At 69.0% G+C, this 20,189-nt stretch carries 20 protein-coding genes; 13 read left to right on the top strand and 7 right to left on the bottom strand.

Annotated features, from left to right (window positions below):
- Positions 1–28 precede the first annotated feature (28 nt).
- Genes QQK43_RS01080 through QQK43_RS01090 form a run of 3 tightly spaced genes read right to left on the bottom strand, consistent with a single transcriptional unit; the run spans position 29 to position 1,985 of the window.
- The gene (locus QQK43_RS01080; protein WP_284306271.1) at positions 29–619 is read right to left on the bottom strand and encodes a class I SAM-dependent methyltransferase; all 591 of its coding nucleotides are present in this window, start codon (positions 617–619) and stop codon (positions 29–31) included.
- Positions 616–744 (bottom strand): hypothetical protein, encoded by a 129-nt coding sequence (locus QQK43_RS01085; RefSeq protein ID WP_267966304.1) that lies wholly within the window; start codon positions 742–744, stop codon positions 616–618. Before QQK43_RS01085 ends, QQK43_RS01080 begins: the two co-directional genes overlap by 4 nt.
- A complete protein-coding gene (locus tag QQK43_RS01090) occupies positions 741–1,985 on the bottom strand; it encodes an MFS transporter (RefSeq protein WP_234263150.1) in 1,245 nt (414 codons plus the stop codon). Before QQK43_RS01090 ends, QQK43_RS01085 begins: the two co-directional genes overlap by 4 nt.
- A 180-nt stretch (positions 1,986–2,165) precedes the next feature.
- On the opposite strand from QQK43_RS01090, the gene QQK43_RS01095 reads away from it, so the two are divergent.
- From QQK43_RS01095 to QQK43_RS01125, 7 genes are read left to right on the top strand one after another with little or no spacing between them, the layout of a single operon-like run.
- Positions 2,166–4,133, top strand: coding sequence for a DNA topoisomerase IV subunit B (locus QQK43_RS01095; protein ID WP_284306273.1), 1,968 nt, complete (start codon positions 2,166–2,168; stop codon positions 4,131–4,133).
- Positions 4,133–4,897 carry a lytic transglycosylase domain-containing protein gene (locus QQK43_RS01100; RefSeq protein WP_284306274.1) on the top strand — a complete coding sequence of 255 codons (765 nt, stop codon included), beginning with the start codon at positions 4,133–4,135 and terminating at the stop codon, positions 4,895–4,897. The genes QQK43_RS01095 and QQK43_RS01100 overlap by 1 nt, the downstream gene beginning before the upstream one ends.
- 3 nt (positions 4,898–4,900) lie before the next feature.
- Complete coding sequence (gene parC, locus QQK43_RS01105; protein ID WP_234263147.1) at positions 4,901–7,258, top strand: DNA topoisomerase IV subunit A; 2,358 nt, start codon at positions 4,901–4,903, stop codon at positions 7,256–7,258.
- A gap of 2 nt (positions 7,259–7,260) precedes the next feature.
- A complete protein-coding gene (locus tag QQK43_RS01110) occupies positions 7,261–7,449 on the top strand; it encodes a hypothetical protein (protein ID WP_284306276.1) in 189 nt (62 codons plus the stop codon).
- A 55-nt stretch (positions 7,450–7,504) separates the two neighbouring features.
- A complete protein-coding gene (locus QQK43_RS01115; protein ID WP_284306277.1) occupies positions 7,505–8,632 on the top strand; it encodes an MBL fold metallo-hydrolase in 1,128 nt (375 codons plus the stop codon).
- A gap of 17 nt (positions 8,633–8,649) precedes the next feature.
- The gene (locus QQK43_RS01120) at positions 8,650–9,108 is read left to right on the top strand and encodes a type III PLP-dependent enzyme domain-containing protein (protein WP_284306278.1); all 459 of its coding nucleotides are present in this window, start codon (positions 8,650–8,652) and stop codon (positions 9,106–9,108) included.
- A gap of 39 nt (positions 9,109–9,147) precedes the next feature.
- A complete protein-coding gene (locus QQK43_RS01125) occupies positions 9,148–9,930 on the top strand; it encodes a type III PLP-dependent enzyme domain-containing protein (protein WP_284306279.1) in 783 nt (260 codons plus the stop codon).
- Positions 9,931–9,955: 25 nt separating this feature from the next.
- Here QQK43_RS01125 and QQK43_RS01130 read toward each other — a convergent pair whose 3' ends face one another.
- Genes QQK43_RS01130 through QQK43_RS01140 form a run of 3 tightly spaced genes read right to left on the bottom strand, consistent with a single transcriptional unit; the run spans position 9,956 to position 12,282 of the window.
- Positions 9,956–11,194 (bottom strand): glycosyltransferase family 4 protein, encoded by a 1,239-nt coding sequence (locus QQK43_RS01130; RefSeq protein WP_284306280.1) that lies wholly within the window; start codon positions 11,192–11,194, stop codon positions 9,956–9,958.
- Between the two features lie 16 nt (positions 11,195–11,210).
- Positions 11,211–11,789: a flavin reductase family protein gene (locus QQK43_RS01135; protein WP_284306281.1), complete on the bottom strand. Its 579-nt coding sequence runs from the start codon at positions 11,787–11,789 to the stop codon at positions 11,211–11,213.
- A gap of 22 nt (positions 11,790–11,811) precedes the next feature.
- Complete coding sequence (locus QQK43_RS01140; protein ID WP_234263139.1) at positions 11,812–12,282, bottom strand: RidA family protein; 471 nt, start codon at positions 12,280–12,282, stop codon at positions 11,812–11,814.
- A gap of 203 nt (positions 12,283–12,485) precedes the next feature.
- Here QQK43_RS01140 and QQK43_RS01145 point away from each other — a divergent pair, with 203 nt between their 5' ends.
- Genes QQK43_RS01145 through QQK43_RS01165 form a run of 5 tightly spaced genes read left to right on the top strand, consistent with a single transcriptional unit; the run spans position 12,486 to position 18,072 of the window.
- Positions 12,486–12,833, top strand: coding sequence for an FKBP-type peptidyl-prolyl cis-trans isomerase (locus QQK43_RS01145; RefSeq protein ID WP_234263137.1), 348 nt, complete (start codon positions 12,486–12,488; stop codon positions 12,831–12,833).
- A 32-nt stretch (positions 12,834–12,865) separates the two neighbouring features.
- Entirely contained in the window at positions 12,866–14,290 is a 1,425-nt protein-coding gene (locus QQK43_RS01150) for a sodium:proton antiporter (protein ID WP_284306282.1), read from the top strand.
- A gap of 16 nt (positions 14,291–14,306) precedes the next feature.
- Complete coding sequence (locus QQK43_RS01155) at positions 14,307–15,296, top strand: 2-hydroxyacid dehydrogenase (protein WP_234263134.1); 990 nt, start codon at positions 14,307–14,309, stop codon at positions 15,294–15,296.
- 50 nt (positions 15,297–15,346) lie between these two features.
- Positions 15,347–16,870 carry a DNA recombination protein RmuC gene (locus QQK43_RS01160; RefSeq protein WP_284306283.1) on the top strand — a complete coding sequence of 508 codons (1,524 nt, stop codon included), beginning with the start codon at positions 15,347–15,349 and terminating at the stop codon, positions 16,868–16,870.
- Positions 16,867–18,072 carry an MFS transporter gene (locus QQK43_RS01165; RefSeq protein WP_370465186.1) on the top strand — a complete coding sequence of 402 codons (1,206 nt, stop codon included), beginning with the start codon at positions 16,867–16,869 and terminating at the stop codon, positions 18,070–18,072. Before QQK43_RS01160 ends, QQK43_RS01165 begins: the two co-directional genes overlap by 4 nt.
- On the opposite strand, the gene QQK43_RS01170 is transcribed toward QQK43_RS01165, so the two are convergent.
- A complete protein-coding gene (locus QQK43_RS01170) occupies positions 18,035–18,736 on the bottom strand; it encodes a TetR family transcriptional regulator (protein WP_284306284.1) in 702 nt (233 codons plus the stop codon). The two genes, QQK43_RS01165 and QQK43_RS01170, sit on opposite strands and share 38 nt — an antisense overlap.
- Positions 18,737–18,908: 172 nt before the next feature.
- Between QQK43_RS01170 and QQK43_RS01175 the strand changes: the two genes are divergently transcribed.
- Entirely contained in the window at positions 18,909–20,177 is a 1,269-nt protein-coding gene (locus QQK43_RS01175) for an efflux RND transporter periplasmic adaptor subunit (protein ID WP_370465187.1), read from the top strand.
- Positions 20,178–20,189 lie beyond the last annotated feature (12 nt).

The following is a 20,189-nucleotide window of genomic DNA, read 5'->3' on the forward strand; positions in this document are numbered from 1 at the left end:
CAGGCGGTACCCGCGCGAATCGCTCATTCTACCCAGCGCCCATCAGGGCGTGCCGCAGGGGCTGATCGTGGGCAGTGCGGGGTTCCCGCACGGCCGCGATGCGCTGCACAAAACGTGCGGGCTGATCGAGAAAACCGTCTTCGTAGGCCACCACGCGCAGCGCGGCGCAGGCGCGCAGCAGTTCGCCGGGCGCCAGCAAAAAAACCGGTCGCGAAGGTTTGCCGACGGTCTGGTTGCCGGCCGCGAAGGTTTCGTAGATCAGCACGCCGCCTTCCGCGACGCTGTCGACGAGGGTAGGCAGCAGCGGGCGCCACAGGTAGTTGGTGATCACCACCCCGCCAAACCGCTCACCGGGCAACGGCCAGGGGCCGTTTTCGATGTCGGCCTGCACGATGCGCGCGCCAGCCTCGGCCAGCGGACGGGTGTTTTCCACCGCTTCGGCCGATCGGTCCACGCCCGTGACGGGATGGCCCTGTGCGTGCAGCGCATAAAGATGCCGCCCGGATCCACAGGCCACGTCCAGCACGGCGCTGCCGGCCGGAATCAGGTGGCACCAGCGCCGGACCCAGGCCGATGGCGGGGACAGGGGCTGCGGCGGCTGCACCGCCAGGGTGTTCAAAAGCAGCTCCAGAGCTGATCGGCCAGGTTCACCATGAAGTCCGGCTGGCGGTACAGCGCCAGCGTGGCGGCCAGCGCTGCGGCCACGGCCAGCCATACCAGCACCTGGGTGGCGCGCGGCTTCATGCGGAAGCCGCGACCCGCTGAGGGCCGCGCCGGATGGCCGACTCGCGCACCGGCAGGTTGATCAGCGCGGCAAACACCCCCAGCGCGATGGCGATGTACCAGACGACGTCGTAGCTGCCCGTGCGGTCGTAGAGCAGGCCGCCGAGCCACACGCCCATGAAGCTGCCGATCTGGTGGCTGAAAAACACGAACCCGCCGAGCATGGACAGGTGCGCCACGCCGAAGATCTGCGCCACCACGGCGTTGGTCGGCGGCACGGTGGACAGCCACAGCACACCCATGACGGCCGAGAACACATACACGCTCATCGGTGTCAGTGGCGCCCAAAGGAACACCAGGATGACCACGGCACGCGCCAGGTAGATGAATGCCAGGATGTGGCGTTTGGCCAGGCGCTGGCCGAGCACGCCGGCGGCATAGGTGCCGAAGACGTTGAACAGACCGATCAGCGCCAGCGCGTAGCTGGCCACCTGGGGCGACAGGCCGTGGTCCTTGAGGTAGCTGGGCATGTGCACGCCGATGAACACCACCTGGAAGCCGCAGACGAAGTAGCCCGCCATCAGCAGCTGGAAACTGCGGTAGCCGAAGGCCTCGCGCAGGGCCTGCACGATGGTCTGCTCGCGGTGCTGCGCCGCGCCCGTGCCGAAGCCGGGTTCACGCAGGTACAGCGACAGCGGCATGATCAGCAGGGCCGCCGCCGCGAGGACGAGCAGCGCCTGCTGCCAGCCGAAACCGCTGATCAGCCAGCCTTCGACCGGCACCATGAGGAACTGGCCGAAAGAGCCGGCCGCCGCGGCCACGCCCATGGCCCAGGAGCGGCGTTCGGCCGGGATCTGGCGCCCGATCACGCCATAGATGACCGCATAGGTGGTGCCGGCCTGGGCCGCGCCGATCAGCACCCCGGCGGTCAGCGAGAACAGCAGCGGCGTGGACGACAGGGCCATGCCCATGAGGCCGAAGGCGTACAGGACCGCGCCCACCAGCAGCACGCGGAACGCCCCGAAGCGGTCGGCCGCCATGCCGGCGAAGATGCCGAAGAGGCCCCAGGACAGGTTCTGGATCGCCAGTGCGAAGGCAAAGGTTTCCCGGGTCCAGCCCTGGGCTTGGGTGATCGGTTGCAGCCACAGGCCGAAGCCGTGGCGGATGCCCATCGACAGGGTGACGATGGCGGCGCCGCAGGCGAGCACCTGCATGGCAGACAGCCGCTGAGGCGCGGCGGAGGAAGCGGAAGTGGCGGACATAGCCGGCAAATGTAGCCAATCCGTCCGGAATCGGCATGCACCTGCGCGTCTCAGGGTCATGAAATCACTGCGGGCGATTGATGATCCGCCGGCATCAACGCAGGAGTTCGCCTTTCGTGTGCATTTTTGATCTGTGCTTTCATACAGTGTTTTGTGCGGGGCACCTTACAATCCGCCGCCATGGCAACCCAATCAAGCGACTATTCCGAAGGCTCCATCCGCGTTCTCAAAGGGTTGGAGCCGGTCAAGCAGCGGCCGGGCATGTACACCCGTACCGACAACCCGCTGCACATCATTCAGGAAGTGCTGGACAACGCCGCCGACGAGGCGCTGGCCGGGTTCGGCAAGAAGATCAAGGTCACGCTGCATGGCGACGGCTCGGTCAGCGTGGAAGACGACGGGCGCGGCATTCCGTTCGGTCTGCATCCGGAAGAAAAGGCCCCGGTGATCGAACTGGTCTACACCCGGCTGCACGCGGGCGGCAAGTTCGACAAGGGCAAGGGCGGCGCCTACAGCTTTTCAGGGGGGCTGCACGGCGTGGGTGTGAGCGTGACCAACGCCCTGTCGAGCCGGCTGGAAGTCGCCAGTTTCCGCGAAGGCCAGGTGGCGCGCCTGGCCTTTGCCGGTGGCGACGTGATCGAGCCGCTGGTGGTGGTGCCCAAGGGCGAGGGCGATCGCCGGCAGGGCACCACGGTGCGCGCCTGGCCCGACGCCAAATACTTCGACGCGGCCACGCTGCCGCTGGGCGAGCTGACCCACCTGCTGCGCAGCAAGGCCGTGCTGATGCCGGGTGTGCAGGTGACGCTGGTCAACGAAAAGACCCGCGACACCCAGAGCTGGCAGTACAAGGGCGGGCTGCGCGACTACCTGCAGCAGACGCTGACCACCGATCCGGTGATCCCGGTGTTCGACGGCGAAGGTTACGCCGACAGCAAGGACGACACGTTCGCCGAAGGCGAGGGCGCGGGCTGGTGTGTGGCGTTCACCGAAGACGGTGCGCCGGTGCGCGAGAGTTACGTCAACCTCATTCCCACCAGCGCGGGCGGCACCCACGACAGCGGTCTGCGTGACGGCCTGTTCCAGGCGGTCAAGAGCTTCATCGAGCTGCACGCGCTGCTGCCCAAGGGCGTGAAGCTCCTGCCCGAGGACGTGTTCGCGCGGGCTTCGTACGTGCTCAGCGCCAAGGTGCTGGACCCGCAGTTCCAGGGCCAGGTCAAGGAAAAACTCAACTCCCGCGACGCGGTGCGCCTGGTGTCCAATTTCGTCAAGCCGGCGCTGGAGCTCTGGTTGAACCAGCACGTCGAATACGGCAAGAAGCTGGCCGAGCTGGCCATCAAGGCGGCGCAGACGCGCCAGCGCGCCGGGCAGAAGGTCGAGAAGCGCAAGGGTTCGGGCGTGGCCGTGCTGCCGGGCAAGCTGACCGATTGCGAGAGCCGCGACATCGCCCACAACGAGCTGTTCCTGGTGGAGGGCGACTCGGCCGGCGGCAGCGCCAAGATGGGCCGCGACAAGGAATGCCAGGCGGTGCTGCCGCTGCGCGGCAAGGTGCTCAACACCTGGGAGGTCGAGCGCGACCGCCTGTTCGCCAACACCGAAATCCACGACATCTCGGTCGCCATCGGCGTCGACCCGCACGGGCCGGCCGATTCACCGGACCTGAGCGGCCTGCGCTACGGCAAGGTCTGCATCCTGAGCGACGCCGACGTCGACGGCTCGCACATCCAGGTGCTGCTGCTGACGCTGTTCTTCCGCCATTTTCCCAAGCTGATCGAGACCGGGCACGTGTACGTGGCGCGGCCGCCGCTGTTCCGGGTGGATGTGCCGGCGCGCGGCAAGAAGCCCGCCAGCAAGCAGTACGCGCTGGACGAGGGCGAGCTCAACGCCATCCTCGACAAGTGCGCCAAGGACGGGGTGCCGCGCGAGAAGTGCCAGATCAGCCGCTTCAAGGGGCTGGGCGAAATGAACGCCGAACAGCTGTGGGACACCACGCTCAACCCCGACACGCGCCGCCTGATGCCCGTGGCGCTGGGCGCGCTCGACTTCGCCGGCACCGAGGCCCTGATCACCAAGCTCATGGGCAAGGGCGAGGCGGCGGCGCGGCGCGAACTGATGGAGCTGCACGGCGATTCGGTGGAGGTCGACGTCTGATGCGCCACCTGGCGCGCTCGGGGGCTTGCCTGCTGGCGCTGTGGCTGGCCCTGGCCGGACCGGCGTCGGCCCAGGTCTGGGGTTTTGTGGACCCGCAAGGGGTGCCGCACTTTGCCGGTGAACGCGTGGATGCGCGCTACGCCCTGCTGTACGCGGGCGATGCCGACGTGGGTGCGGCCGAGGGGGCTGCGGCAGCCCCGGCGCGCCTGCTGGCCACGTTCGAGGTGTCCATCGCCTACAAGGCCGTGCGCCACCTGATGCGCGAAGCCGCGGCCGCGGCCGGGCTCGAATACGAACTGCTCAAAGCCGTGGTGGCGACCGAGTCCGGCTTCGATCCGCAGGCCGTGAGCCCGCGCGGGGCCATCGGTCTGATGCAGCTCATGCCCGACACCGCGAGCCGTTTCGGTGTGCACGCCACGGCCCGGCAGCCGGTGCCTGCGCGCCTGACCGACCCACGCACCAATCTCCAGGCCGGGGCCCGCTACCTGGCCTGGCTGCTGCGCCGCTTCGACGGCCAGACCGAGCTGGCGCTGGCCGCCTACAACGCTGGCGAAGGCGCGGTGCAGCGCTACGGCAACCAGATTCCGCCCTTTGCCGAAACCCAGCGCTACGTGCGCACGGTTTCCCGCCTGCACCAGTTGCTGCGCCCGCCGGCCACCGGGCCGGCCGACACCACCGTCTCCCTGCGGGAGCGCCCCGCCCGCGTGAGCGCGGTGCTGCCGGCACCGGCCGGGGCGGCCTCCCTTTCTGCTTTTCTTCACTGACCGATGGACACCCTCATTCCCGATCTTTCCGCGCCCGCGGGCGGCGACGCCGGTGACGACAACCTGGCCAGCTACGCCCAGCGGGCCTACCTGGAATACGCTCTTTCGGTGGTCAAGGGCCGCGCGCTGCCCGACGTGGCCGACGGCCAGAAGCCGGTGCAGCGCCGCATCCTTTACGCCATGGACCGCATGGGCCTGGGCTTTTCCGGCAATACCGCGGCCAAGCCGGTCAAGAGCGCCCGTGTGGTCGGCGACGTGCTCGGCAAGTACCACCCGCACGGCGACAGCGCGGCGTACGACGCGCTGGTGCGCATGGCGCAGGACTTTTCCCAGCGCTACCCGCTGATCGACGGCCAGGGCAACTTCGGCAGCCGTGATGGCGATGGCGCCGCTGCCATGCGCTACACGGAAGCGCGCCTGTCCAAGATCACCGGGCTGCTGCTGGACGAGATCGACCAGGGCACGGTGGACTTCATGCCCACCTACGACGGCTCGTTCGAAGAACCCAAACAGCTGCCCGCGCGCCTGCCGTTCAACCTGCTCAACGGCGCCAGCGGCATCGCCGTGGGCCTGGCCACCGAGATCCCCAGCCACAACCTGCGCGAGGTCGCCGATGCCTGCGTGGCGCTGGTCAAAAACCCCAGGCTCAGCGACGAGGAACTGCTGAGCATCCTGCCCGGACCGGATTACCCCGGTGGCGGCCAGATCATCAGCCCGGCCGGCGACATCGCCGACGCCTACCGCACCGGCCGCGGCAGCCTCAAGGTGCGCGCGCGCTGGAAGATCGAAGACCTGGCGCGTGGCCAGTGGCAATTGGTGGTGAACGAGCTGCCGCCCGGCGTGAGCAGCCAGCGTGTGCTCGAAGAGATCGAGGAGATCACCAACCCCAAGGTCAAGGCCGGCAAGAAGGCGCTGACCCAGGACCAGACCCAGCTCAAGGCCAGCATGCTGATGGTGCTCGACGCGGTGCGCGACGAGTCGAGCAAGGACGCGCCGGTGCGCCTGGTGTTCGAACCCAAGAGCAGCCGCATCGAGCAGCAGGAGCTCATCACCGCGCTGCTGGCCCACACCAGCCTGGAAAGCTCGGCGCCGATCAACCTGACCATGATCGGGCTCGATGGCCGGCCGACGCAGAAGAGCCTGCGCCAAATGCTGGAGGAGTGGATCGAATTCCGCCAGACGACGATCATTCGCCGCAGCCAGCACCGCCTGAACAAGGTGCTGGACCGCATCCACATCCTCGAAGGCCGGCAGCTGGTGCTGCTGAACATCGACGAGGTGATCCGCATCATCCGCCACAGCGACGAGCCCAAGGCTGCGCTGATCGAGGCGTTCAAACTCAGCGATCGCCAGGCCGAGGACATTCTTGAAATCCGCTTGCGCCAGTTGGCCAAGCTTGAAGCGATCAAGATCGAGCAGGAACTGAAGGAGCTGCGCGAAGAGCAGGGCAAGCTCGAAGACATTCTGGCCAATCCGGCGAGCTTGAAGCGCCTGATGGTCAAGGAAATCGAGCAGGACGCCAAGACCTTCGCCGACCCGCGCCGCACCCTGATTCAGGCCGAGAAGAAGGCCGTGGCCGAGATCAAGGTGGTGGACGAGCCGGTCACGGTGGTGATCTCCAGCAAGGGCTGGGTGCGTGCGCGCACCGGCCACGGCCACGAGGCCGCCAGCTTCGCCTTCAAGGCCGGCGATGGCCTGTACGGCACCTTCGAGTGCCGCACAGTGGACGTGCTCATCGTTTTCGGCACGGCACAGAACGGTGTGGGTCGTGTGTACAGCGTGCCGGTGGCCAGCCTGCCAGGGGGGCGTGGCGATGGCCAGCCGATCACGACGCTGATCGATCTGGAAGCCGGCACCCAGCCCGCGCACTACTTCGCCGGCCCGGCCAACGCCACGCTGCTGCTGTCGGGCACCGGCGGTTACGGCTTCCTGGCGACGGTCGAGAACCTGGTCTCGCGCCAGAAGGCGGGCAAGGCCTTCATCAGCGTGGGCGAGGGCGAAACCATCTGCGCGCCCTCGCACGTGGCCCACAGCTCGGGCAGCCAGCCGCTGGTGCCCGCGACGCACGTGGCCTGCGCCTCGACCGGCGGGCGCATCCTGACCTTCGAGATCGGCGAACTGAAGCTGATGGAGAAAGGCGGTCGTGGCCTGATGCTGATCGACCTGGAGGACAAGGACACGCTGGCTGGCGCCTGTGCCTACACGCGCAGCATCCGCATCGACGGCATCGGCCGTGGCGGCAAGGAGCGCGACGAGACGCTCGAAATCCGCAGCCTCAACAACGCCAAGGCCGCGCGGGCACGCAAGGGCAAGGCGGCCGACCTCGGCTTCAAGCCGCAGCGCATCACCCGGGTGGAATGAGCATGGCGTTCAGCGGTGCCAGCGTGGTGATCATGGCCGTGGGCTTTGCGCTTGCGTTCGGGGCGGCGCGGCTCGTCGGCCGGTGGCTCAGGGCGCGGCGCGAGGCCCGTGCGGCGGAGCAGGCCCGCGAGGCCCTGGCGCAACAGAGCCGGCAGGTCCGGCGGGCCGCCGCGCGCCGACAAAAGCACTGACGCGGGCGGGGCCTGGGCGCAGCCCGCAGAATGGTGGTTCACGGAAAGGACGGCCATGAAATCACTGGGCAAACGCGCTGACGGCGAGCGGCTGGACCGCATGAAGGGCTCGCCGCAGTGGCGCGGCGAGGGCTTTCACAACGTCTACCCGGTGGCGCCGGGGCTGCGCGACCCGGGTGTGCCCTTTCCGGGCCTGACCGATTTCCTGTGTGGCGGCGAGCGCCGTGTGCCCACCGCGCCGCTGCCCGCCGTGAACCCGCTCGAAGGCTGGCGCCGGGCCCCGCAGAGCGGTCTGCGGGCCACCTGGCTCGGGCATTCGACGGTGCTGATCGAGATTGGCGGCAAACGCCTGCTGACCGACCCGGTCTGGGGGCCGCGCGCCTCGCCGTCCACCCTGGTTGGCCCCAAACGCTTTCAGCCCGTGCCGCTCAAGGTCAAAGAACTGCCTCCGGTGGACGCGGCCCTGGTCTCGCATGACCACTACGACCACCTGGACTACCCCACGGTGCGCGAGCTGAACAAGCGCGGGGTGCCCTTCGTCACCTCGCTCGGCGTCGGTGCGCACCTGCAGGCCTGGGGCGTGCCGGCCGAACGCATCACCGAACTGGACTGGTGGGAGAGCCACCGCCTGCCGGGCAGCGAGGTCACCGTCACCGCAGCGCCTTCGCAGCACTTTTCCGGGCGCGGCCTCAAAGACCGCAACGCCACGCTCTGGTCCTCGCTGGTCATTCGGTCGGACCGGCACAGCGTGTTCTTCAGCGGCGACACCGGGCTGACCGACGCCTACGCCGAGATTCGCCAGCGCCTGGGCCCATTCGATCTGGTGATGCTGGAGATCGGCGCCTTCCACCCCGCCTGGGGCGACATCCACCTCGGGCCCGAGAACGCGATGAAGGCGCATGCGCTGCTCGGTGGTGGCGTGCTGCTGCCGGTGCACTGGGGCACGTTCAGCCTGGCGATGCACGCCTGGGACCAGCCAGCCGAGGTGCTTCATGCGCTGGCCGAGAAACACGATGCGCCGCTGCTGATGCCCCAACTGGGCCAGGCGGTGGAGCCCGCACACGTGGAGCGCACCGACCCGTGGTGGCGGCGCGTCGAGATCAAAGCCGGCCCGGCGCCGGCCGCCGAGCCCGATCACCCGCCCAAAAACCTGCCCAAGGCCCTGCAGTGGCCGCTGGACTGAATACACCGTCTGCTGCCATGACCGCACCCCGACCTGTCTTTGGACCTCACCTCAAGGGCTTCCCTTCGGCGGGCGCGCCACTCGTTCGCGAGCAGATCCCGGCGCAAGGCTGGAACCTGCTGCGTGGCGACCTGCCGCTGCCGCTGGCGGTGCTCAAACAGTCTGCCCTGCGGCACAACCTGCACTGGATGCGCGACTTCTGCGCGCAGCGCGCGCTGCATCTGGCACCGCATGGCAAGACCAGCATGTCGCCCGAGCTCTGGCAGATGCAGCTCGACGCCGGCGCCTGGGGTATCAGCTTCGCCACCGTGTTCCAGGCCGCCGTCGGCGCGCGCCATCGGGTGCCGGTGCTGCTGATCGCCAACCAGGTGATCCAGCGTGCCGAGCTCGACGCGCTGGCGGCGCTGCACGCCGAGCGGCCCGATCTGCGTTCGATGTTCCTGGTGGACGCGGTCGGGCAGGTCGACGCCATCTAGGCTTGGGCCGCCAGCCGGTCGTTCCAGGGCCGCTTCGAGGTGCTGCTGGAACTGGGCATCGCGGGCCAGCGCACGGGCACCCGCACGGCGGACGAGGCGCGGCAGACGGCCGCGCGCATCGCTGCCAGCCCGGTGCTGCAGCTCGTGGGCATCGAGTGCTACGAAGGCACGACCGCCCACTGCGACCACGCCAAAGACAGCGCCACCGTGCAGGGCCTGATGGACCGGGTGGATGCCATCGCGCGCGAAGCCATCGCGCAAGGTTGGTTCGGCCGCGACGAAATCGTCCTCACCGCGGGCGGCTCGGCCATCTTCGACCTCGTGGCGGCGCGCCTGACCCCCGAGCTTGGCCGCCCGGTGCGCGGCGTGCTGCGCTCGGGCTGCTACCTCACGCACGACCACCAGCGCTACACGCGCTACCTGTGCTGTGTGGCCGAGCGCCTGAACCTGCGTGAGACGCTGAAGCCCGCGCTGGAGGTGCTGGCCTGCGTGCAAAGCCAGCCCGAGCCCGGTCTGGCGCTGTTGTCCATGGGCAAGCGCGACGTCGCCCACGACCTGGACCTGCCGCAACCGGTGTGGCGGTCCGATGCCCAGGGTGGTGCGCCGCAGCCGGTACCGGCCCACTGGCGCATCGACGCGCTCAACGACCAACATGCCTATCTGCGCTTCGACGCGAGCGCGCCCCCGGCCGAATGGCCACATCTCGGCGAGACGGTGGCCAGCGGTACCTCCCACCCCTGCACCACCTTCGACAAGTGGCGCTGGTTGCCGGTGGTGGACGACGGCTACCGCGTGGTGGACGCCGTCAGCACCTGGTTCTGAACGCGTGCTGCGCGCCGGCAGCGCTTCAGCCTAGGTGGGCGAGGAGGCCTTGCAACGCGGGCGACAGCGGCCGCGGCACCGTTTGCCGCAGCAGGGCGTCCAGCGGCTCGCGCTGCGCCGCGAAGGAAAGGTGTGCGTCGAAGTAGCGGCGGCCTGCCAGTCCGCGATCGCGTGCCCGTCCGGGGTCCAGCAGCAGGCGGTCCAGCACCGTGGCCAGGCTGGCAGGCGTCGCCACCTCCAGCGCTCCGGCGGCCACCAGGGGCTGCAGGGCCGGGGCGGCGCTGGCGATCACTGGCACACCCATGGCCAGCGCGTCGCTGATTTTGGCCGGCATCTGCCACCGCGCGGGGCCGTACGACAGGTCTTGCATGAGGACACAGGCGTCGGCGGCGGCCACGATGGCCGGGGTGCGCCCAAAGGGCTGGTTGCCCAGCAGGTGCACCCGGATCCCGGGCACCGCGAGCAGCGCGGCCTGGAGGTTGGGGTCGGGAAACTCGCCGACCACGGTGAACACCGCGTTCGGGCAGCGCAGCGAGGCCATGGCGTGCGCCGTGTGCAACAGACCTTTGTGTGCCCGGGGTGTGCCGAAAAACAGCACCACCCGTGCGCCGGCGGGCAGGCCCAGCGCGGCGCGGCTGCGCTGGCGGTTGGCTTCGTCCGCCGGGCCGGCCGAACCGTCGCGGGCGTGCGCGAGAAGGAGCCCGCCATAACGCTGCTGCAGCGCCGGATTGGACACGGTGACGGCATCGAAGTCCCGGGCATGGCCGACCGCGATGCGGGTCCAGTCGGCACCGCGCAGTTCGTGCCATGGGGGCAACGCACCCTGTGTGGTCACGTACCCGTCCAGGGTGGTCGGTGTGGGGTCGCCGACGAAGCTCAGTTCCTCATCGTCGATGTCCATCAGCACCGTGGTGGACCAGCGCTGCTTGTAGAGCAGGCCCAGCACCAGGTTGGGGCCGCGGGGCTTGGACAGGTGCAGCAGGCGGCAGGGGTGGTGTTCGACAAAATGCCGGGCCTGCCGCACGAAGGCGCTCCAGTCATCGACCACCAGGGCCTGGAGCGGCAGGGCGGTGTCGCGGATCGGTTCCCAGAGGTGGGCGTGGGTGGCGCCGTCCAGGCAACCCATGAGCCCGGTCGGTGCGGCCTGGGCATGCAGTTCCGCCAGGGTGTGGGCGCGGCCGGCCGCGTTGTGGCCCAGGTCCCATCCGCAGACCCACTGCGCGCACCCGGCCGGGGATGGGGCGGGCGTCGGGGGGGGATCCACGGAGGTGGGGCCGCGATCAGCGGGTTTCCGGCGGGGGCAGTGGCTCGCCGATGGCGTAGAAGTGCCCGCCTGCCACGTGGTGCAGGCTGCGCAGATCGGGCGGGGCGGTTTCGAAATGCCAGCGCCCGTTGAAAAAGACGCGGTCGTCGGCCCAGGCGCTGACTACCTCGGCCAGGATCAGGTCGTGCGGGCCGGCAACGTGTGCGGTCGCCGGCAGGACCCGGCACTCCATCCAGGCGATGGCCCCTTGCACCAGCGGGCAGCCCGTCAGCGGCCCGGGCTCCCAGGCCACCTGGCAACGGTCGAGCTTGTCGGGGTGGTCCCGACCACTCTCGTTGCCGACCGCCCGCACCAGCCCGGCCTGGGCCGCGCAGGGCACACAGAGGCTGAGCACGCCGCTGGCTTCCACCAGGGTGCGGGTGAGGGTGGCCTTGTCGATCACCACCGAGACTTTCGGCGGCTCGAAATCCAGCGTCATGGCCCAGGCCGCCGCCATCACGTTGGCGCGGTCGCCGTGCCGGCTGCCCACCAGCACGGTGGGGCCGTGGTTGAGCAGGCGGCTGGCCCGGTCGAGGGGAACGGGATGCATCGCCATGGGCCGCGCCGGTGTGCCGCGTTCAGGCCAGCTCGGCGATCAGCTCGATTTCCACGCAGGCTCCCATCGGGATCTGCGCGACGCCGAAAGCGCTGCGGGCGTGTGCACCGATGGCTGGGCCAAAAACCTCGCCGAAGAGTTCGCTGGCGCCGTTGGTGACCAGGTGCTGTTCGGTGTAGGTGGGCGTGGAATTGACCAGGCTCATCACCTTGACGATGCGCTTGACGCCGTCAAGGTCGGTGCCGGCCGCGCGGGCCGCTGCTTCCAGCGTGCCCAGCAGGTCGATGGCGATGGCACGCGCCGCGGCCTTGCCTTCGTCGGTGGTGGTGTTCAGGCCGAGCTGCCCGGTCCAAGGCTTGCCGTCCCGCTTGGCGATGTGGCCGCTGATGAAGACCAGCTTGCCGGTCTGCACGAAGGGCACGTAGGCCGCGGCCGGCACGGCCACGGGGGGCAGGGCAATGCCGAGTTGGTGGAGTTTGTCGTAGACGCTCATGGAAGATTCCTGGTGTGCGGTGGGCGCCCTCGGTCGGGGCTCGGAAGCGCGATGGCTGCGGGCCATTCTATCGGGGGGCAGGCGGTGATCCGGGGCTGTCGCGGACGGTCCGGCACCCGGGGACAGGGCGCCGTCAGGCCGTGCTCAGAGCGTGGTTGGATAATCGCGCCTTTGCCCAACACAATCAACGAAGGAGATTCGTGATGATCACCACCCCCAGCGGCCTGCAATATGAAGACACCGTGATCGGACAGGGCGAGGTGGCCCAGGCCGGCCGCCCGGTGCAGGTGCACTACACCGGATGGCTGTTCCAGGACGGCGTGCAAGGCGCCAAGTTCGATTCCAGCAAGGACCGTGGCCTGCCGTTCGAGTTTCCCCTGGGGGCTGGCCATGTCATCAAGGGCTGGGACGAAGGCGTGCAGGGCATGGCCGTGGGGGGCACGCGCCGCCTCGTGATTCCGCCGCAGCTGGGTTATGGCGCACGCGGGGCCGGTGGCGTGATCCCGCCCAACGCGACCCTGCTGTTTGAAGTGGACCTGCTCGCCGTCTGATCGCCGCGCGGCCCGCTTCTGGAGACACGTTCATGACCTCCCTGTTTTCCCGCGCCCCGCGCGCGGTCCTGCCCATCCTGGGCCTGCTGGCGCCGGCGCTGGCCCGCGCCGCCGACCTGGACGGCAGCCAGCTGTCGGTGATGTGGGGCGTGCCGTTTGCCGGCATTCTGCTGTCCATCGCCCTGTTCCCGCTGCTGGCGCCGATGTTCTGGCACCACCACTTCGGCAAGATTTCGGCGGCCTGGGCGCTGGCGTTCCTGCTGCCTTTCGCCATCGTGTTCGGCCCGGGTGTGGCCGGGGCGGGCATCGTGCACGCGCTGCTGGCCGAGTACATCCCCTTCATCATCCTGCTCACCGCGCTGTTCACCGTGGCCGGGGGGATCTACATCCGGGGCAATCTGCGTGGCAGTCCGGGGCTGAACACGGCCATCCTGGCCATCGGTGCCGTGCTGGCGAGCTTCATGGGCACGACCGGTGCGTCGATGCTGCTGATCCGCCCGCTGATCCGTGCCAACGACAACCGCAAGCACGTGGTGCATGTGGTGGTGTTCTTCATCTTCATCGTCAGCAACGCCGGTGGTTCGCTCACGCCGCTGGGCGATCCCCCGCTGTTCCTGGGCTTCCTCAAGGGTGTGGATTTCTCGTGGACCTTCATCCACATCCTGCCCGACACCGCGCTGCTGGTCGGTGCGCTGCTGGCGATCTTCTACGCCATGGACTGGTGGTACTTTCACCGCCGCGAAGAAATCCGGCCGGTCGATCCCACGCCGGCAGACGAAAAGTTCGGCTTCGATGGTCGCATCAATTTCGTGCTGCTCGGCTGCGTGGTGGGGCTGGTGCTGATGAGCGGCCTCTGGAAGTCCGACGTGGTGTTCGACATCGCCGGTACCCACGTCGGTCTGCCGGGCCTGCTGCGCGATATCGGCCTGCTCGTTGTGACCGTGGTTTCGCTGCAGGTCACGCCAGGCAGCGTGCATGCGGACAACCAGTTCAACTGGGCACCGATGCAGGAAGTGGCCAAGCTGTTCGCCGGTATTTTCCTGACCATCATTCCCGTGATTGCCATGCTCAAGGCCGGTGTGGAAGGCCCCTTCGGCGCCATCGTGAAGGCGGTGACCAACCCGGACGGGTCGCCCAATCCGGCGGCCTATTTCTGGGCCACCGGCATCCTGAGTTCGTTCCTGGACAACGCGCCGACCTACCTGGTGTTCTTCAACACCGCCGGTGGCGACCCGCAGGTGCTGATGACCACGCTGGCACCCACGCTGGCCGCCATCTCGGCCGGCGCGGTGTTCATGGGGGCCAACTCCTACATCGGCAACGCGCCAAACCTGATGGTCAAGGCCATCGCCGAAGACCGCGGCGTCAAGATGCCCAGCTTCTTTGGCTACATGCTCTGGTCGGGCGCCATCCTGCTGCCGCTGTTCGCGCTGATGACCTGGGTGTTCTTCCTGTGATGCGGGGGCAACTGGCATGAGCGCGCGTCCCGCCATCCTCGTGGCCCGGGCCGTCTTCCCCGAGGTGATCGACAAGCTGCGGCTGCACTTCGAGGTGGAAACCACGCCCGACGGCGTGGCCTGGTCGCCGGCCGAACTGCGCGAACGCCTGCAGGGCAAGGTGGGCGTGCTCACCACCGGCAGCGAACGCATCGACGGCGCGCTGTTGGCGGCGTGCCCGCAGTTGAAGGTGGTGGCCAATCTGGCCGTCGGCCACAACAACTTCGATCTCGAAGCGATGACCAGCGCCGGCGTGCTGGGCACCAACGCGCCCGACGTGCTGACCGAAACCACGGCCGATTTCGGTTTCGCGCTGCTCATGGCCACCGCCCGCCGTGTCACCGAGAGCGAGCACTACCTGCGCGCCGGGCGGTGGAAGCAGTGGTCGCTGGACCTGTTCGCCGGGGCCGAGGTGCATGGCAGCACCCTGGGCATTCTGGGCATGGGCCGCATCGGCCAGGCCATCGCGCGCCGTGGCGCGCTCGGTTTCGGCATGCCGGTGATCTACCACAACCGCTCGCCCCTCTCGCCCGAGCAGGAGGCCCGCGTCGGCGCCCGCTATGTGGACCGCGACACGCTGTTCGCCCAGGCCGATCACCTCGTGCTGGTGCTGCCCTACACCCCGGCGGCGCACCACACCGTGGGCGCGGCCGAACTCGCCCGCATGAAACCCACGGCCACGCTCATCAACATCGCGCGGGGCGGCATCGTCGACGAGGATGCGCTGGTGGCGGCGTTGCGCGAGCAGCGCCTGGCCGCGGCGGGGCTTGACGTGTTCGAGGGCGAGCCGGCCGTCAATCCCGCGCTGCTGACCGTGCCCAACGTGGTGCTCACGCCCCACATCGCCAGCGCCACGCGGCCCACGCGCCTGGCCATGGCCACCCTGGCGGCCGACAACCTCATCGCCTACCTGACCGAAGGGCGGGCGCTGACCCCGCTGAACCCGCAGGTCATCGGCCGGCACTGAGTTGCCCCACCCGCTGCGCGGGTGGCGGCAGGCGCCGATAATCTCGCCCCATGAACGAGATGTGGTGGCTGTGGGTGGTGCTGGCGTTGCTGCTGGTCAACGGGTTGATCGGGGTGGCGCTGTGGCTCCGCAAGCCGCCGGTGGACGACCAGGCGCTCGCGCGTCAGCAGCAGCTGCTTTCGCAGTTGCAGAGCCTGGGCCAGCAGAGCACGCAGCGCATCGAGCGTGTTGAAAGCGAGTTGCGGCGCGAGATCGGCGAGAACGCGCGCGGTGGCCGCCAGGAGGTGCAGCAAACCCTGGCCACCTTCCAGGAAACCCTATCGCGCCAGGGGGCGGAAGCCACCCGCACCCAGAACGCGCAACTCGACGCCTTTGCCCAGCAACTGCTGCAGTTGCGTGGCACGCTGGGGGACACCCTGACGCAGCAGTTGCAGGCGATCAGCCTGGGCATCACGCAGCAGGCGGCCGAGGCGACGCGCACACAGAACGCGCAGATCGACGCTTTTGCGCAGCAACTGGTGCAACTGCGTGGCACGCTGGGCGACACGCTCACGCGCCAGTTGCAGGACCTGAGCGAGGCCAACGCACGCCGCCTGGCCGAGGTGCGCGCCACGCTGGAACAGCAACTGGCCCAGCTGCAGCAGAGCAACGCCGGCAAGCTCGAAGAGATGCGCGCCACGGTGGACGAAAAGCTGCACGCCACGCTGGAGGCCCGTCTGGGCGAGAGCTTCAAACAGGTGGCCGACCGGCTGGAACAGGTGCACCGGGGGCTGGGGGAAATGCAGACCCTGGCGCAAGGGGTGGGCGATCTCAAGCACCTGCTTACCAACGTGAAGACGCGCGGCATGTTCGGCGAGACCCAGCTCGCGGCTTTGCTGGAACAGGTGTTTGCGCCCGAACAGTACGCCGCCCAGGTGGTAACGCGGCCCAACAGCCGCAACGTGGTCGACTTCGCCATCCGGTTGCCCGGACGCGGTGACGACGGTGCGCCCTGCTGGTTGCCGATCGACGCCAAGTTCCCCAACGAGGACTACGAGCGCCTGCTCGATGCGCAGCAGCGCGCCGACGCCGAAGCCGCCGAGATCGCGGCGCGCGCCCTGGAGCAGCGCATCCGGCTGGAGGCGCGGTCGATCGCCGACAAATACCTGGAGCCGCCGCACACCACCGACTTCGCCATCCTGTTTCTGCCGACCGAAGGCCTCTATGCCGAGGTGCTGCGCCGGCCCGGCCTGATGGAGGCCCTGCAGCGCGACCACCGCGTCACGCTGGCCGGGCCGACCACGCTGATGGCCATGCTCAATTCGCTGCAGATGGGCTTTCGCACGCTGGCGCTGGAAAAGCGCAGCAGCGAGGTCTGGCAGGTGCTGGGCGCGGTCAAGACCGAATTCGGCAAGTTTGGCGATGTCTTGGCGAAGGTGAAGAACCAGACCCAGACGGTGCTCAACAGCCTGGATGCGGCCGAGGTGCGCAGCCGTGCCATGGGGCGGGCGCTCAAGTCGGTCGAAGCGCTGCCGCAGGACCGCGCGCAGGCACTGCTGCCGCCCGAGCAGGCCGACCCGCAGAGTGACGCTTGAGCCGCTCGCTGCTGCCGTCGCTGGTGCGCCTGATCGGGTCGCAGGTCTGTGTGCACGGGTGCATGACCGGCTTTCGCATGGCCGCGCCGCTCATGGCCTTGCGCGAGGGGCACAGCGCCATCGCGGTGGGCGTGCTGCTGGCGCTGTTTTCGCTGGCGCAGGTGGTGCTGTCGCTGCCGGCCGGGCGCTACGCTGACCGCCACGGACTCAAGCGACCGCTGCGGGTGGCCGTGGTGGTGGCCGTTGCCGGGGGGGCTTTGGCCGTGGCCTGGCCGGTGTTCGGGGTGCTGTGCCTGACCGCGCTCACCAGTGGCGCCGCGGCGGGTCTGGCCGTGATCGCTCTGCAGCGCCATGTGGGCGCGCTGGCCAGCAGCCCGGCCGAGCTGCGCCAGGTGTTCAGCTGGTTGGCGCTCGGGCCGTCGGTGTCGAACTTCCTGGGCCCGTTCGTGGCCGGTCTGCTGATCGATGCGGCCGGGTTTCGCGCCGCCTATCTGCTGCTGGCCCTGTTGCCGCCGCTCGCGCTGTGGTGGGTGAGGCCGGTCGCCGAGCTGCCGGCCAGCCCGCGCCCGGCCGGGGCCGCGCGCTCGTCGTCGTGGACGCTGCTGCGTGAGCGGGGGTTCCGCGATCTCATGCTGGTCAATTGGCTGTTGTCGTCCTGCTGGGATGTGCACACCTTTCTGGTGCCGGTGATCGGCCACGAGCGGGGGCTGTCGGCCACGGTGATCGGGAGCATTCTGGGCGGCTTTGCACTCGCTGCCACCGCCATCCGCCTGCTCATGCCCTGGATCGCGGCGCGCCTGCACGAGGCCCAGGTGATCACCGTGGCCATGGTGGCGACGGCGGCGCTGTTCGCGGTGTATCCCCTGGCGCCGTCGGCCTGGACCATGGCCGCCCTGTCGGTGTTGCTTGGGCTGGCGCTGGGCTCGGTGCAGCCGATGGTGATGAGCACCCTGCACCAGATCACGCCCCGGCACCGGCATGGCGAAGCGCTGGGCCTGCGTTCGATGGCGATCAACGCGTCCAGCGTGGTCATGCCGCTGCTGTTCGGGTCTGCCGGGGCCCTGGTGGGGGTGGGGGCGGTGTTCTGGAGTGTGGGGGGGCTGGTTGGGGTGGGCGCGCCGCTGGCCTGGCGACTGCCCCGGCCGGAGGCCGACCCCGAACGGGTCAGGGGCGCTGGGTCGGACACTGCGGGGCCGCGTTGATCGCAGCGTCGTCGTTGTCCGCCAGCGTTTCGTGGTCCGGCAGGCGGAAGCCCAGACCCCGCAGATAGGTGTCGAGCACGCGGGTGCCAGTGTTCACCAGGTCGAAGGCCTCGGACTGCAGCAGCCAGTTCTGGATCAGGCCGTCGATCATCACATGCATGCCCAGGGCCGCTGTGGACACGGGCATGGCCAGGTGCACGCGCTCTCGGGCCGCAGCAGCGGCCAGCGCCTGTTCGGACTGCTGCATGCAATCGTTGCGCACCCGCAGGTGCCGTTCGCGGACGGCGGACATTTCGGTGGTGTATTCCACCTGATGGGTGGCGACCTCGAACACCCGGCGGGTCTGTTCATCGGTCGCCACGCGGCGCAGAGCCGTGCGCGTCATGAGGCGCAGCGCCCGCACCGGGTCGTCCACGCGGTCAGCGCTGGCCCCCAGGCAGGCCAGGGCTTCCTCCAGCGGCAGCGAAACCCGCTCCATCATGGCGTTGAACAGGTCGGCCTTGTCCTTGAAGTGCCAATAGATCGCCCCCCGCGTGGTGCCTGCAGCCACCGCAATATCGTGGAGCGACGTGTTGGAAACCCCTTTGTGCTGGAATAGCGTCTCGGCCGCATCAAGCAGCCGGTGTCGGGTGGCTTCGGCATCCGCCTTGGTTCGTCGGACCATGGCATACCTCCTGCATCGGTCATCAGCGTGTCGTCGAATTTCCCCAGAATATACATACATTCAAGAACGTATGTATACTCCGCCGCTTTGCCAGACCCGGGTCCTCGGTTATTGCCGGGGCAGAGCCCGTGCTGGTGGTTTTTTTCCGCCCTCGTCATCCCGAAGGATCGCCATGCCCAGCGCTCAACGTCCCCAAAGCTGCCTTGTTGCCGGCCAGAACCCGCGCCGCCGGCCCGTTTCCCGGAGCCCGTTGGGGCCCTTGTTCCTGTTGCCGCTGGTCGCCGCGCTGGCCGCCTGCAGCCCGTCGGAGGCGCCCCAGGCGGCGGCCGGTGGGGGCATGCCGGCGCCTGAAGTCGGTGTGGTGACGGTGGCGCCGGGTGATGTGGGATTGCTGACCGAATTGCCGGGGCGGCTGGAAGCCTCGCGCGTCGCCCAGGTGCGCGCCCGGGCGGCGGGCATCCTGCAGCAACGCAGTTTCCAGGAAGGCAGCGACGTCAAGGCCGGCCAAGTGCTGTTCCGCATCGATGCGGCGCCTTACGAAGCCGCACTGGCCAGTGCCAGGGCCAGTCTGGCCAAGGCCGAAGCCAGCCTGGTGCAGGCCACGGCGCTGGCGGACCGTTACAAGCCGCTGGTGGCCGAAAACGCCATCAGCCAGCAGGAATACGCCAACGCGCTGGCCGCGCAGAAGGTGGCCGAGGCCGATGTGGCGGCCGGCAAGGCCGCGGTGCAGACCGCCAGCATCAACCTGGGTTATGCCAACGTGACGTCGCCGATTTCCGGGCGCATCGGCCGCGCGCTGGTGACCGAGGGCGCGCTGGTCGGGCAGGGCGAGGCGACGGCGCTGGCGGTGGTTCAGCAGGTCAACCCGCTGTATGTGAACTTCACGCAGTCGGCCACCGAGGCCCTGCGTCTGCGCCGCGCCATGGAGGCGGGCCAGCTCAAGTCGGCTGGCCAGGACGCCGCGGCGGTGCGTGTGGTGCTGGAAGACGGCACCGAATACGGGCAGGTCGGTCGCTTGCTGTTTTCCGACCTCACGGTGGACAGCACCACCGGCCAGGTGACGCTGCGCGCCGAAGTGCCCAATCCCAAGGGCGTGCTGCTGCCGGGCCTGTATGTGCGCGTGCGCCTGGAGCAGGCCAAGGCCGGTGACGCCGTGCTGCTGCCGCAGCAGGCTGTCACGCGATCGGCCCAGGGCGACACGGTGCAGGTGGTGTCGGCCGAAGGCAAGATCGAACGGCGTGTTGTGCGCATCGGTGGCCAGCAGAACGGCCAGTGGGTGGTTCTGGATGGGCTCAAGACCGGCGAGCAGGTGATGGTCGACGGCTTCCAGAAGCTGCAGATGATGCCCCCGGGGACGCCGGTCAAGGCCGTTCCCTGGGCGCCGCAAGGTGCTGCCGCCGCGGCACCGGCCGGTGGTCAGGCCCCGGCCAAGAGCGAATAAGGAGCGCCCGAC

It is taken from the genome of Hydrogenophaga electricum (assembly GCF_030160815.1).
Lineage (GTDB): Bacteria > Pseudomonadota > Gammaproteobacteria > Burkholderiales > Burkholderiaceae_C > Hydrogenophaga > Hydrogenophaga electricum.